This is a genomic window from Halomonas campaniensis (assembly GCF_002211105.1).
Taxonomy (GTDB): domain Bacteria; phylum Pseudomonadota; class Gammaproteobacteria; order Pseudomonadales; family Halomonadaceae; genus Vreelandella; species Vreelandella campaniensis_A.
Genome location: NZ_JPUA01000018.1, coordinates 33,501 through 47,689, shown reverse-complemented (window position 1 = coordinate 47,689; position 14,189 = coordinate 33,501). Strand labels below are relative to the sequence as shown.

Here is a 14,189-nt window from a genome sequence, read left to right as displayed (position 1 = left end):
TACTGGGTTCGAACCAGTGACCCCCAGCTTGTAAGGCTGGTGCTCTCCCAACTGAGCTAACCACCCGCTGGTCACGTGGCGCTGCATTCTACAGAAGGCTTACTAAATGTCAACATGCCGTGTTTAAAAACTGATTTAAAACTACTTTTTAAACTAGCCTTCAAACTAACACATTGCCCACTTCCGCATGGACAGAGCCATGAGCGCGGACGAAGGATGCCGCAACTTGGGTAGCCTCGTCAATCAAAACCGTTTGAGTCAGGCCAGAAAGGCGCCGCGGTTTAAAGTCGTGATCGCCATCTTTTAGCCAAGCGAGCTGCGCGTTTTCCGGCAATGTATAGCCAGCCACCTCCTCCCGGGTACCAAAGGGGTCACGTTCGCCTTGTAGAACCAGCATGGGGCAGGCAATCGCAGGCCAGTGTTCCAGGCGTAGCTTGTCAGGCGCTTTAACCGGATGAAATGGGTAGCCTGCCACCACCACGCCCGGTACCGGTTTACTGCATGGCTGCTCACTGATTGAGTGTTGATTGGCCAGCTGTTTACTGGCAAATAGGGTCGCTACGCGGCCGCCCATCGATTTGCCTCCAATCCATAGCGGTTCGTCAAATAGGTCAGCAAGTAGCGCATACCATTGGGCGAACTGATCAAGGGTCTGGGCGATGGGCGGCGGCGGTCGACGTTTGCCGGTTTCCTGTATTTTCTGCATATAAGGGAAATCGATACATAAAACCTGTACCCCTCGATCTGCCAACGAGGTGACAAATTGACGCATGAAAGGTGACTGCTGCCCTGCCCCTGCGCCATGGGCAAACAGCAAGCGACCTATCCTGGCTTGTCCATGGACGGCCAACGGCCCCATGCCCCGCACCAGGAAAGCGCCATTTGGCTGGCGCTTAAGCGCCTCCTTTAAGGCCTGAGGAAGTACCTCGATATAACCAGACAAAGCACAATGTGACACCCATCGCTCCTGATAATTCAGTCTTTAACCAATTGGTGTGTTCAGGTTAAGCCTCTGCTGCGCTAGAATCTTGGTCGGATCTTGACCTGCATCATCAAGCGGGTGGCCGCACCCGTGCAAAATGCCACGGGTTACCCCCTAACCGCGTTCGATGGGAACATGACATGAGCACAGCATTTGAACACCCGACCTACAACTACAAGGTAGTTCGGCAGTTCGCGATTATGACCGTTGTGTGGGGCATTGTGGGAATGACAGTGGGTGTCATCCTCGCCTCGCAACTGGTTTGGCCGCAACTGAACCTCGGCATACCTTGGACTAGCTTTGGGCGCCTGCGTCCGTTACACACTAACGCCGTCATTTTCGCCTTTGGCGGCTCGGCGCTCTTTGCCACGTCGTACTACGTTGTCCAGCGTACCTGTCAGACACGGCTTTTCTCTGACAAGTTAGCGGCCTTTACGTTCTGGGGCTGGCAAGCGGTTATCCTCTCTGCCGTGGTGTCACTGCCGCTTGGGCATACCACCACCAAGGAGTACGCGGAACTGGAGTGGCCGATCAACATTTTGATCGCGGTCGTCTGGATCAGCTATGCCATCGTGTTCCTAATGACGATCAAAAAGCGCACCACGTCGCACATCTATGTAGCGAACTGGTTCTTCGCGGCGTTTATTTTAACTGTAGCGGTGCTGCACATCGTCAACAATGCGGCCATCCCCGTGACAGGCATGTACTCTATTTCGATTTACGCCGGTGCAGTGGATGCGATGGTGCAGTGGTGGTACGGGCACAACGCGGTAGGCTTCTTCCTGACTGCAGGCTTTCTGGGCATGATGTACTACTTCGTGCCGAAGCAGGCTGAACGCCCGATCTACTCCTACCGCCTGTCAATCGTCCACTTCTGGGCATTGATCATGATCTATATGTGGGCAGGCCCTCACCACCTGCACTACACAGCGCTACCTAACTGGGCACAGTCGCTGGGTATGATTATGTCGATTATTCTGCTGGCACCCTCTTGGGGCGGCATGATCAACGGCATGATGACCCTGTCAGGGGCTTGGCATAAGCTGCGCACGGATCCGACGCTACGCTTCTTGGTGGTTGCCCTGTCGTTCTACGGCATGTCTACCTTTGAAGGCCCGATGATGGCAATTAAGACCGTCAACGCGCTGTCGCACTACACTGACTGGACCATTGGTCACGTTCACTCCGGCGCGCTTGGCTGGGTAGCGATGATTACCATCGGCTCGATGTATCACCTGATTCCGCGCGTCTTTGGTCGCACGGAGATGTACTCGGTCAACCTGATTGCCGTGCACTTCTGGCTGGCCACTATTGGCACCGTGCTCTACATCGCCTCCATGTGGGTCAACGGTATTCTGCAAGGCCTAATGTGGCGTGCGATCAACCCTGACGGCACCTTGATGTACACCTTTGTTGAAGCCGTTGAAGCCAGCGCACCGGGCTACTTTGTTCGCTTAATCGGCGGCCTCTTCTGGGTCACCGGCATGCTGATCATGGCGTTCAATGTGTACATGACCGTTAAGCGTCGTGAGGCCATCAGCCATTCAGCGCCACAAGCTGCCTAAACCGGGGAAGTTGAGACCAATGAAACACGAGATTGTCGAAAAAAACGTTGGCCTGCTTGCCGTGTTGATCCTTGTCGTGATCAGTTTCGGCGGCTTGGCTGAGGTGGTGCCGCTGTTTTTCCAGAAGCAGACCACCGAGCCAGTTGAAGGCCTGGAGCCTCTGTCTGCTCTGGAGCTGGAAGGCCGTGACATCTACCGCCGCGAAGGCTGCGTGGGCTGTCACTCACAAATGGTGCGTCCGTTCCGCGCGGAGACCGAGCGCTACGGTCACTACAATGTGGCTGGGGAGCAGGTGTACGAGCATAACTTCCTATGGGGCTCCAAACGCACCGGGCCAGACCTGGCGCGTGTTGGCGGCCGCTATAGCGACGACTGGCACCGTGCTCACCTCTACAACCCCCGAGATGTAGTCCCTGAATCGGTTATGCCGGCTTACCCCTGGCTGTTTGAAAATACCCTCGATGGTGACGCTACTCCCGCTAAAATGCGCACCCTGCGCCAGCTAGGCGTGCCGTACACCGACGAAGATATTGCCAACGCCACTGACGATGTTCGCGGTACTCAGGAAATCACTGCCCTGGTCGCGTACCTACAGCAGCTCGGAACCGTGCTCGAGGGCACTCGCTAAGTTATGGATACGGGAACTTTTCGCGGTCTCATCACGCTAATCTTGATTTTCGCGTTTATCGGCATCGCCCTCTGGGCGTACTCCAAGCGACGCAAGCCAGATTTCGACGAAGCGGCTAATTTGCCCTTTGCCGACGACGATGAGCTACCGACCAGTGACAAGCACGCTTCGCGTGAACGCGACAGCGAAGCGCATTCCCGCGACGACAGGGGAGATAAGAATATATGAACAATCTATGGGGTGACTCCCTATCCGGCTTCTGGAGCGCCTGGATCATTATCATTACGCTGGGCACAATCGCGCTGAGCGTATGGATACTACTGGCCAACCGCCGCACCGATAAAACGCCTGACGCGGACGGTAATGTCGAAACCACCGGCCATGCCGCCGATGGCATCGAAGAGTATGACAACCCACTGCCAAAGTGGTGGTTCCAGCTATTCGTCCTGACGGTGGTCTTTGCACTGGGCTACCTGGTGTTTTATCCCGGCTTGGGCAACTACGCGGGGATACTGGGCTGGTCGCAAGAGGGTCAGTGGGAAGAGGAAGTCGCTCAGGCCGAAGAGCGCTTCACACCGATTTTTGCCCAGTATCAGGAAGTACCCATTCCTGAGCTTGCCGAAGACCCCGAGGCAATGCAGGTTGCTGAACGTATCTACCAGAACAACTGCGCGGTGTGTCACGGCTCCAACGCTCAGGGCGGTTACGGCTTCCCCAACCTGACCGACGACGACTGGCTGTACGGCGGTGAACCAGAAAACATCCTGACCACCCTCAACCAAGGCCGCAACGGCAACATGCCTTCTTGGCAGCAGTTAGGGCAGGAGAATATTGAGAACCTGACGCAGTATGTTCTGTCGCTTTCTGATGAAGAGCACGATGCTGAACGCGCGGCGAGCGGCGAAAGCACCTTCGGTGCGGTGTGTGCAGCCTGCCACGGCCCCAGCGGCACGGGTAATACGGCTCTTGGCGCACCCAACCTGACCGATAACACTTGGCTTTATCTGGCACCCGGCCAGGATGTCGGTGACTCTATTCGTCAAACGCTGCGTAACGGCCGTAATGGTCATATGCCTGCGCAAGCGGCTTATATTGGTGAAGAGCGCGTTCATCTGGTCGCCGCCTACGTGTATAGCCTGCGCCTGGCGGACTGATTGCCCGCTGATAGCGGCAACCGTCAGTAACGCTAACCAAGCAAGGGTGCGGCTCCAAACCGCACCCTTTCTTTATACCCAACCCGATACAATATTAGCGAAACACCTTAGCACCTAAGACCGACTAAGCACCTAAGACCGACTAAGCATCAAAATTAACTAAGCACTAAAATTTTACCAAGCACCTCGTTTAACTGAGCAATTCATTTAATGGAAGGGTGCCATCTCTCCTGCCTTCTGAGCCGGGAAATATCGCCATGGAAAAGATACCAAGCCAAGACGTCACGCCGAACCCGGTGGGGCATCATGCCCCCTCTGACACGGTTACCCAAGAAATGTACGCCAAGCGTCGCCACATTTACGTGCGCGAAATTAAGGGTGTCTTCCAGAAGCTACGGCGCAGTGCCAACTGGGCGTTAATGCTGGCATTTTTTCTCTTACCGTGGATTAACATCGGTGATCGGCCGTTAATTCTATTTGACTTGCCTAACCGTGAATTCCATATTTTTAGCGCCACCTTTTATCCTCAGGAGTTCATCCTGCTGTCGTGGCTGCTGATTATCTGTGCCTTTGGGCTGTTTTTTATTACCGTGTTTGCTGGCCGCGTATGGTGTGGCTATACCTGCCCGCAAAGCGTTTGGACGTTTCTATTCATTTGGCTTGAACACCGTATTGAGGGTTCGCGCAATCGGCGCATTAAACTCGATAACCAACCGATGACCGCCGACAAAGCTTGGCGCAAAGGGGCTAAACACACGGCCTGGCTGCTCATTGCCCTCGCCACCGGCATTACCTTTGTGGGTTACTTCACGCCGATTCGCGATTTAGTGACAGAGCTTCCCACCCTTGAAGCTCACGGCTGGTCTTACTTCTGGGTGGGTTTTTTCCTGGTATTTACTTACCTCAACGCTGGTTGGCTGCGCGAACAGGTGTGCATCTATATGTGCCCCTATGCGCGTTTCCAGTCGGTCATGTTTGACCGCGATACATTGATCGTCTCCTACGATGAATCACGTGGCGAACCCCGTGGCCATCGCAAAAAAAGCCTAAGCCATTTAGAAGCCCGCGAGGCTGGCTATGGTGACTGTATCGACTGCGATCTTTGCGTGCAGGTCTGCCCTACCGGCATTGATATCCGCGATGGGCTGCAGTACGAGTGCATTACCTGCGCCGCCTGTATCGATGCCTGCGATAGCGTGATGGATAAAATGGGCTACCCACGAGGCTTGGTGCGTTACACCACCGAAAACGCCCTTGAGGGTAAAAAGAGCCATATTTTGCGGCCTCGCTTACTGGCGTACTTTGCAGCCCTTTTGGTAATGATCGGTACCTTTGTCTGGGCTGTTAACGACCGCATGCCACTAGATTTTGAGGCCGAACGCGAGCGTACCCAGCTTTACCAAATGACTCGAGACGGCCAAATTAGCAATGTGTTCAGCCTGACTATCCGCAACCTGGATGATCAAGACCACGTCTATCAGCTCAGCGTTGCCGGACTGCCCAATTTAACCCTGGATAGCAGTACGATTAGCGTACCCGCGGGGGAGTCGCGCTTGAAAGTGGTCACTGTGACCGCCAACCCCGACGATTTACAGCAACCCAGCCACCCCATTGTATTCACGCTGCAGGCTCAGCAGGATGCGGATATTCGCCTTGAGCGCGAGACCAGCTTCCTGGGCAACATTAGGAGATAAGCAACTATGTCATCCCTACCTTCCGGCGATAAGGTGACGCCTTGGTATAAACAGTTTTGGCCGTGGTTTTTAATCGGCATTCTGCTCTCGTCCATTATGTTTAGTATTACTTTTGCCGTTATGTCGGTTAAGAGCTTCGATGGCATGGTTGTTCAGGAGGATTATTACAAGCATGGTAAAGCCATCAATATGGTACTTGCCAAGCAAGACCGTGCCCGAGAGTTAAACCTAAGCGCAGATTTACGCCTTGATCCGCTTACCAGCGACATTGTGATTGATTTAAGCGGCGATGCGCGACCGGACAGACTTTATTTAGATCTTATCTTCCCGACCGAAGATGACCGTGATCAATCCTTTGTACTTGAGCATGTCCGCGATGGGCGCTATATCACCCAAGGCCCTGACAACCTGCGTTACCGCTGGTATCTACAGATTCAACCCGCGCTGGAAAATGCCGATTGGCGCCTTACCGGTGAGGCTACGTTCCCCGATGAAAACAGCGTCGCGCTACTGCCAGGAGGGCGTACAGAAAGCGAATGAGCGATGTAACGGATGTAACGACTCCTGCGCCCTGCTATCACTGTGGTAACCCGGTGCCCGCTGGGGCTCCCTGGTCGATTACCCTTGATGATCATGCCCATCCGCTCTGCTGCCCTGGCTGCGAGGCAGTGGCTCATGCCATCGTCGACGGTGGTTTAGAAAGTTACTACCGCTACCGCACCGAACTGCCCGAACGTCCGGATGAGCGCCAGACAGCCAAGGCTGACACCTGGTCGGTATTTGACGATCCCGGCCTGCAGGCGCAGTTTGTCCACCCCGATGGCGATGAGGGAAATGTAAAAGCCACCCTCGCCATTGAAGGCATCACCTGCGCCGCCTGCGCCTGGCTGATTGAGCACCGCCTGAACGCCTTAACAGGCATTGCCTCCAGCGCGGTAAACTTGACCCACCACCGCCTGCGGGTGAGCTGGGATCCCCAGCAGTTGAAACTCTCGCAACTGCTGGCCGAACTGGCCGCCATTGGTTATGAAGCCCAGCCCTACGAGCCCGATCAGGCCCAGGCGCGCCTGCAGCACGAAGAGCGTATGAACGTGCGACGGCTGATTATCGCCGCCGTCGGCATGATGCAGGTAATGATGTTCTCGATCCCGATCTATGTCTCCGGCCCCGGTGAGATCAGCGACGACTTCTACGCACTGTTTCACTGGCTCTCCTTTGCGCTAGCCACGCCAGTGGTGTTTTTCTCCGCCCAGCCGTTTTTCCGCAACGCCCTGCGCGACCTGCGCACCGGCGTGCTGGGTATGGATGTACCGGTATCGCTGGCGATTGGTGGGGCTTATCTTGCCAGCAGTTATGCCGTGTTATTCAACGTCGGCGAGGTCTATTTTGACTCGGTGGCCATGTTCACCTTCTTTTTGCTGTTTGGCCGCTACGTGGAAGGCCGCGCTAGACGCCGCAGTGGTCATAGCGGCAACGCACTCAGCGGCGTGCTGCCGATTTCGGCCACGCGCCTGGAAAGCGATGGCAGCGAGCGTATTCTGCCCGCCAGCGAACTCGCTCCAGGTGACCGTGTATTGATCAAGCCCGGCCACGGCGTGCCAGCCGATGGCATCATTGAGGAGGGTGAATCGAGCCTGGATGAATCGATGCTGACCGGCGAATACCTGCCAATCACCCGGCGCGTGGGCGACCCCATTACCGGCGGGAGCCAAAACATGGAAAACCCGCTGGTAATCAGGGTGACCCACGCCGGGCGCGATGCCCGTGTCGCGGGTATCGTCGATCTTACCGACCGGGCCTTTGCCAGCCGCCCTAGGCTTGCCCAGATGGCTGCGCGTATGGCGCACCTATTCGTTCTGCGCCTGCTAGTGGTCACAGCCTGCGTGACTATCGCCTGGTGGTTTATCGACCCCTCGCGGATGCTCTGGGTGCTACTTTCGGTGCTGGTGGTAACCTGCCCCTGCGCGCTGGCGCTGGCCACCCCAGCAGCACTGACCGCAGGTCACGGCCAACTGCGTAAGCGCGGCGTATTGATCACCCGCGCCGATGCCATGGAGACGCTCTCCAACGTGACTCGGGTGATTTTCGATAAAACCGGCACCCTCACCCGCGGCGAGATGCACCTGACCCAAACCCAGCCTCTTGGCGATCTCACCGCTGAGCGTGCACGGGCCATTGCCGCCGCCCTTGAAGCCCACTCAGAACACCCCATCGCCCGCGCCTTTCGGCCATTCCGGGATGCCACGCTGCAAGCCAAAAATATTCACAGCCACACCGGGCAAGGGCTCGAAGGGAACTTAAACGGTGCTCGTTGGCGGTTGGGCAAGCCCAGGTTTGCAATAGATAGCGCACTGGATAGTAAAGCGGATGACGTTATAGCGGCACCCGCCAAGGGCCAGTGGCTGCTCCTTAGCGAAAACGGCGAACCCCGTGCCTGGTTTGGCCTGCACGACGGCGTTCGCGACGACGCTGCCGATACAATCAACGCCCTCCAGGCCCAGGGCTTAAGCGTGGAACTACTCTCCGGCGATACCCAGGATGCAGTGGAAAGCCTAGCCGACCAGCTAAATATCACCACCTGGCACGCGGGAGTCAGTCCAGAGGGCAAGCTGGCCCGGATGAAAGCGCTTCAAGCCGAAGGCGAAACCGTGGTGATGATAGGCGATGGCATTAACGACGTACCGGTGTTAGCCGGTGCCGATGTGGCCATTGCCATGAATGGCGCAACTGACCTAGCCCGCACCCGCGCCGATGCGGTATTGCTCAGCCCTCGCCTGATGCGGGTTTTTGAGGCCATCGAGATTTCCCGGGCGACGAGGCGTATCATGCGCCAGAACATGATTTGGTCAGTGTGCTACAACTTTTCGGCGCTGCCGCTGGCGGCGATGGGGTTGGTACCGCCCTGGCTAGCCGCGATTGGAATGTCGCTTAGCTCGCTGGTAGTCGTCGGTAATGCCCTGCGACTGTCACGCTGGCACCCCCAGCCTGTACCATCGCTTGGCACTTCAACACCGGTAACCGCATGACGATTCTGTATCTGCTTATTCCGCTTTCGCTAATCCTACTCGGCCTCGCCGTCTGGGCGTTTTTCTGGGCGGTGAAGAATGATCAGTTCGACGACCTGGAAGGGCCGGCACACCGTATTCTGTTTGATGAGGATGAGAACGACCTCAGCCCTGAGCAGCGCCGCCAGCGTCAGCAGGCGAAGCGCTCTGAAACAGCAGCGAGAGAGACACCCGACGACCAAGAGCCACGGCCATGAATCCGACAGGGCTTGATCTGCCGCCGCTCGTGGCGGCGTTTGTATTTGGCTTGATGGGCGGCGCCCACTGCATTGGCATGTGCGGCGGCATTATGAGCGCGCTCACCTTTGCCGTGCCCCCCAGCATGCGCCATCCAGCGCGCATGGGGGGCCTGCTGCTCAGCTACAATGCAGGCCGTATTATTAGCTATATGAGCGCAGGCGCGCTGGTGGCACTGCTAGGCACGCTGTTTTCCCTTTCTGCTACGGCACGCCTGCTACTTCAGGTGTTTGCCGCGCTGATGCTGATATTAATGGCACTGTATATCGCCAACTGGTGGAAGGGGCTGCTCAAGATCGAAGCCGTTGGCCGCCGCCTATGGCGTTTTATCGAGCCTGTGGGGCGGCGCTTAATGCCGGTGGTGCATCTTCCCCAAGCCTTTGCCCTGGGGGCCATTTGGGGCTGGCTACCCTGCGGGCTGGTCTACTCCATGCTGGCATGGAGCCTGGCGATTGCCGACCCGCTGCAGGGCGCGCTACTCATGGGCGCCTTTGGGCTGGGCACCCTGCCTGCACTACTTGCCACTGGCCTCGCTGCCCGCCAACTCAGCCATTTGATACGTCACCCGGCAACGCGCAGTGTGGCAGCGCTGACAATTATCGCTTTTGCGCTGTGGCAGCTCTGGTCACTCACCGTACACAACCTCCATTAGCATGACGTAGCTCAACATTTACCCCCGCTCTGCGGGTTAGGCTAGCGGCATTTCCTAACGTCGGAGCGTCCTTTCATGCCCGTTCATGCCCCCGCTGCCTTGCCCATTGCACCTGCGGCAGCCGCCGCCCCCCTGCAGCCGGTGTGGGATGAAGCTTTGCTGCGCCGCTACGACACTAGCGGCCCGCGCTACACTTCCTACCCCACGGCACTGTCGTTTCACGACCAGTTTACGCCTGACGACCAGACCCAGGCGCTGGAGCGTAGCAATGCCAGTAAGCGTTCACTCTCGCTGTATGTGCACGTGCCTTTCTGCCGCAAGATCTGCTTCTACTGCGCGTGTAACAAAATCGCCACCAAGAACACTGCTCTGGCCGAGCCCTATATATCCCGGCTTGACCGTGAAATGGTACTGACCGCCCGCCACCTGGATACATCGCGGCCAGTGGAGCAGTTGCATTGGGGCGGCGGTACGCCAACGTTTCTCAATTTGAATCAGATGGGCGATCTGATCGATCGCTTGGATGCCCGCTTTGGCCTCTCTTCGGCCACTGACCGCGATTACGCGATTGAAATAGACCCTCGCGAAGCGGATGTATTCACCCTGCGTCATCTCGAATCCCTCGGTTTTAATCGCATCAGCCTGGGGGTACAGGATTTGAGCCCGCTGGTGCAGAAAGCGATTAACCGAATCCAGCCTCGGGTACTCACCGAAACGCTGATGGATGAAGCCCATCGCCTGGGATTTCGTTCGCTCAATCTCGATCTTATTTACGGTTTACCGTTTCAGACCGAAAAGAGCTTTGCGAATACGCTGCGCCAGGTGATTGAGCTCAATCCCGCGCGTCTCTCAGTGTTTAATTATGCCCATATGCCGGAGCGCTTTGCCCCCCAGCGGCGTATCAATGTCGATGACTTGCCGGGTGGCGAAGAGAAACTGGCGATTCTGCGCACCACCATTGAAATGCTCACCGCGGCAGGCTACGTGCATATCGGCATGGATCACTTTGCCCGGCCTGATGATAGCCTCGCCATTGCCCAGCGCGAAGGTTCGCTACAGCGCAATTTTCAAGGCTACTCCAGCCATGCTCAGTGCGATTTAATTGGGCTTGGCGTATCGGCTATTTCGCGCATTGATGACGTCTATGCACAGAACCCTGGCGACCTGGCCCGCTACGAAGCGGCGTTGGATCAGGGCCAGCTCGCCACCGTACGCGGCGTGCGGCTAAGCGACGACGACCTCATCCGCCGGGATGTGATTGAGCGGCTGATGTGCGATATGGGCATTGATCTTGCTGCGGTCAGCCAGCGCTGGAACATTGATGCCCCCCGCTATTTTGCACCCGCGCTGGAACGTTTACAGAGTGCCGAGCAAGATGGCCTAATGACCCGTAGTGGTGACCAACTTAATGCCACGCCCATGGGGCGGCTGCTGATTCGCCATCTAGCCATGGCGTTCGATGCCCATCTTTCTGGGCAAACGGGACAACGCTACTCTAAGATTGTTTAATCATCTTATTGCAGGCATGCTAACGCCACTACCATAAGTAAGAATTTACTAATTTTACCCTGGCCCACTCAAGGAGCATCGTATGTTGGAACCCATGAGCAGCCGGCGCTCGCTACTCCACGAAGCGCGCTGCCAAACCTGCAGCCTTAGCTCGCTGTGCCTGCCGCTTGCCCTTGAGCTGGACGATATGGGGCAGTTCGATGCGATTATTCGCCGCCGTGCGCCGCTAAAAAAAGGCGAGCCACTGTTTCGCCAGGGGGATCCCTTTACCAGCGTTTATGCCGTTCGTTCGGGCAGCTTGAAACAGACCAGTGCTGAGGGCAACGGCAGCGAGCAACTGACCAATTTCTACCTGCCCAGTGAACTGGTGGGGCTGGATGGCATTGACGAAGAGCACTACCCCGGGAGCGTTATCGCTCTGGAAACCACCACCGTCTGCGAGATTCCCTTCGACCGCCTGGATCTGCTCTCTGAAGAGTTGCCCGAACTGCGCGGCCAGCTCTATCGCAGCATGAGCAAAGAGTTGCGCGATGACCGCCGCATGATGCGCCTACTCTCGCGCAAAACCGCCGACCAACGTCTGGCCACCTTTCTGATTACTCTCTCGGATCGTTTTCGTCGCCGGGGCTACTCGCCTTACAGCTTTCGCCTCTCAATGCCCAGAGCCGATATCGGTAACTACCTGGGCTTAGCGGTGGAAACCGTCAGCCGCATTCTAAGCCGCTTTCAGCAACAGAGCGTGGTGGCGGTCTCCGGGCGGGAGGTCAACATTCTCGATATGCCGCGCTTGATCACTCTCGCCGAAGAGGAGGAGCAAACGGTTAGCTGACGTTGAAGGCCTGGATGCGCCCTGCCAGTAGCTCTGCCTGCTTGGCTTCCAGGCCTGCAAAATCGAACAGGCTACGGTCTGCCAACTGGGAAGGGGCAATGTTAGTGACCGCTTTGAACATGCTCTCCAGGCGGCCAGGGAACTTTTTGTCCCACTCGGCGAGCATCTCTTTAACCACCTGACGCTGCATATTGGGCTGGGAGCCACACAGGTTGCAGGGGATGATTGGGAACGCCATCAGCCGCGAGAACTCGGCGATGTCCGCCTCTTTGCAGTAGGCCAACGGCCGAATAACGATATTTTTCCCATCATCGGATAGCAGCTTGGGCGGCATGGCTTTCAGGTTGCCGCCAAAGAACATATTGAGAAATAGCGTTTCGAGAATATCTTCCCGGTGGTGCCCCAGAGCAATCTTATTGGCGCCGATCTCTTCGGCAAAGCCATACAGCGAGCCGCGGCGCAGTCGAGAACAGAGCGCGCAGGTGGTTTTACCTTCTGGAGTTTTCTCCTTCACCACCGAGTAGGTATCGCGCTCAACGATGTGGTACTCCACGCCCTGCTTATCCAGATACGCGGGCAGCACGTGTTCGGGAAAACCCGGCTGCTTCTGGTCAAGGTTGACCGCCACCAGCGAAAAATTGACCGGCGCATTGCGCTGCAAATTGCGCAAAATCTCCAGCATGGTGTAGCTGTCCTTGCCACCGGAGAGGCACACCATCACGCGATCGCCTTCATTGATCATTTGGTAATCAATAATCGCATTGCCCACTTCCCGGCGCAGACGCTTTTGCAGCTTATTAAATTCACGCTTCTGCTTCGCATCAGCTAGTTCAGCGTCTGGAGAAGCTGCAGAAGCAACATCGGGTGCGTCGAAATGCGGTTCGAAATAATCTAGGGATTGCATGAAATAAGCACTGCCAATAGTGAAAGGCGCTAAAGAGAGAATATTGCCGACATTCTAACAATACTCATCGCATGACCCAACTAATCACACGTAACCGCCCAAGATATCGCAATTGAAAATGACTATTTTGGCCGCTGCACCATAACGCGGTGCGAGGGTAGGTTGGAGCGAGGGTCTTTTGTCATGGCCGGAAAATATTCCAGACAATTCCGGCATTTCCGCCATCCATGGCGGTCAGATGACAAAAGTAGCGCCCAGGGAAGGGTTCACAGCGCCCTCGCGGAAAGCTGCCCTCGCCACCAAGAAGGAGACTACTAAGCCACCTGTGCCATAACGCGCTGCAGGCGCATATACAGCAGGGCGCTGGCGGTGGCCTCTCCAAGTACACTCTGCACGCCCATGGCGGGCACTTGCCAGCACGCTAACGCCTGGGCAAAACTACTGGGTGCCTCTACCTCCGGATGCAAACGCCGCAACTGGCGCTGATGCAGTCTCGCCACATCGACCTGGGCGTTGGGTAGTGCAAAATTCAGCCGTTTACTGAGCAGCGCATTTAAAGCCCCAATGCGCTTCTCTAACTGCCAGCCAACAATGGGTCGATTACCGATAAATTCAACTAATGCGTTCAAGTTATCCCCGTTTGGTGGCAGCACCGCCCCGGCCTCGCACAGCAAGTGATGACGGCGCAGCATCTTGCTCTCGGGCTGCTTCATACAACCAAGCGTGATTACAAAAGCACGGCTGGTATGCACCTGTTGCTGGCTAAGCACCACCGCCGCCAAGCTAATCACCGGCGATGATGGTGAGGGCGTTACAGTGCAGGCAAGTGCCACCAACTCCTCGCCCATATAGGGCTGAAACAGCCAGGCATAGGGGGAGTCTGCACAGCGACGCCGGTCGCTTTCACGCCTTAGCAGCGTGCGCAGCGAGCCGCTGAAGAGCGGCACGTGTCGATCCAATAACCGCATTC

14 protein-coding genes and 1 tRNA gene are annotated in these 14,189 nt (G+C 56.6%); 11 read left to right on the top strand and 4 right to left on the bottom strand.

Annotation, left to right across the window (positions count from 1 at the left end):
• Together JI62_RS06715 and JI62_RS06710 are read right to left on the bottom strand one after the other, a co-directional pair.
• Positions 1-58 (bottom strand) — tRNA-Val (locus tag JI62_RS06715).
• A 102-nt stretch (positions 59-160) separates the two neighbouring features.
• Entirely contained in the window at positions 161-958 is a 798-nt protein-coding gene (locus tag JI62_RS06710) for an alpha/beta fold hydrolase (protein WP_088699419.1), read from the bottom strand.
• Positions 959-1,122: 164 nt separating this feature from the next.
• Between JI62_RS06710 and ccoN the strand changes: the two genes are divergently transcribed.
• The 11 genes from ccoN (at position 1,123) to fnr (ending at position 12,315) form a co-directional block, all read left to right on the top strand.
• Positions 1,123-2,547, top strand: coding sequence for a cytochrome-c oxidase, cbb3-type subunit I (ccoN, locus tag JI62_RS06705; protein ID WP_088699418.1), 1,425 nt, complete (start codon positions 1,123-1,125; stop codon positions 2,545-2,547).
• 19 nt (positions 2,548-2,566) lie between these two features.
• Entirely contained in the window at positions 2,567-3,175 is a 609-nt protein-coding gene (ccoO, locus tag JI62_RS06700) for a cytochrome-c oxidase, cbb3-type subunit II (protein WP_088699417.1), read from the top strand.
• 3 nt (positions 3,176-3,178) lie between these two features.
• Positions 3,179-3,403: a cbb3-type cytochrome oxidase subunit 3 gene (locus tag JI62_RS06695; protein ID WP_088699416.1), complete on the top strand. Its 225-nt coding sequence runs from the start codon at positions 3,179-3,181 to the stop codon at positions 3,401-3,403.
• Complete coding sequence (gene ccoP / locus JI62_RS06690; protein ID WP_088699415.1) at positions 3,400-4,329, top strand: cytochrome-c oxidase, cbb3-type subunit III; 930 nt, start codon at positions 3,400-3,402, stop codon at positions 4,327-4,329. Before JI62_RS06695 ends, ccoP begins: the two co-directional genes overlap by 4 nt.
• Positions 4,330-4,586: 257 nt before the next feature.
• Complete coding sequence (gene ccoG / locus JI62_RS06685; RefSeq protein WP_088699414.1) at positions 4,587-6,023, top strand: cytochrome c oxidase accessory protein CcoG; 1,437 nt, start codon at positions 4,587-4,589, stop codon at positions 6,021-6,023.
• Between the two features lie 6 nt (positions 6,024-6,029).
• Entirely contained in the window at positions 6,030-6,563 is a 534-nt protein-coding gene (locus JI62_RS06680; RefSeq protein WP_088699413.1) for a FixH family protein, read from the top strand.
• The gene (locus JI62_RS06675; protein ID WP_088699412.1) at positions 6,560-9,049 is read left to right on the top strand and encodes a heavy metal translocating P-type ATPase; all 2,490 of its coding nucleotides are present in this window, start codon (positions 6,560-6,562) and stop codon (positions 9,047-9,049) included. The genes JI62_RS06680 and JI62_RS06675 overlap by 4 nt, the downstream gene beginning before the upstream one ends.
• Positions 9,046-9,285 carry a cbb3-type cytochrome oxidase assembly protein CcoS gene (ccoS, locus tag JI62_RS06670; protein WP_088699411.1) on the top strand — a complete coding sequence of 80 codons (240 nt, stop codon included), beginning with the start codon at positions 9,046-9,048 and terminating at the stop codon, positions 9,283-9,285. The genes JI62_RS06675 and ccoS overlap by 4 nt, the downstream gene beginning before the upstream one ends.
• Positions 9,282-9,977: a sulfite exporter TauE/SafE family protein gene (locus tag JI62_RS06665; protein ID WP_088699410.1), complete on the top strand. Its 696-nt coding sequence runs from the start codon at positions 9,282-9,284 to the stop codon at positions 9,975-9,977. The genes ccoS and JI62_RS06665 overlap by 4 nt, the downstream gene beginning before the upstream one ends.
• A gap of 75 nt (positions 9,978-10,052) precedes the next feature.
• A complete protein-coding gene (gene hemN, locus JI62_RS06660) occupies positions 10,053-11,486 on the top strand; it encodes an oxygen-independent coproporphyrinogen III oxidase (RefSeq protein ID WP_088699409.1) in 1,434 nt (477 codons plus the stop codon).
• A gap of 82 nt (positions 11,487-11,568) precedes the next feature.
• Positions 11,569-12,315 (top strand): fumarate/nitrate reduction transcriptional regulator Fnr, encoded by a 747-nt coding sequence (gene fnr / locus JI62_RS06655; protein WP_088699408.1) that lies wholly within the window; start codon positions 11,569-11,571, stop codon positions 12,313-12,315.
• On the opposite strand, the gene ttcA is transcribed toward fnr, so the two are convergent.
• Positions 12,308-13,219: a tRNA 2-thiocytidine(32) synthetase TtcA gene (gene ttcA / locus JI62_RS06650; RefSeq protein WP_088699407.1), complete on the bottom strand. Its 912-nt coding sequence runs from the start codon at positions 13,217-13,219 to the stop codon at positions 12,308-12,310. The two genes, fnr and ttcA, sit on opposite strands and share 8 nt — an antisense overlap.
• 314 nt (positions 13,220-13,533) lie before the next feature.
• Positions 13,534-14,187 carry a DNA polymerase III subunit epsilon gene (locus tag JI62_RS06645; RefSeq protein WP_088699421.1) on the bottom strand — a complete coding sequence of 218 codons (654 nt, stop codon included), beginning with the start codon at positions 14,185-14,187 and terminating at the stop codon, positions 13,534-13,536.
• Positions 14,188-14,189: the final 2 nt, after the last annotated feature.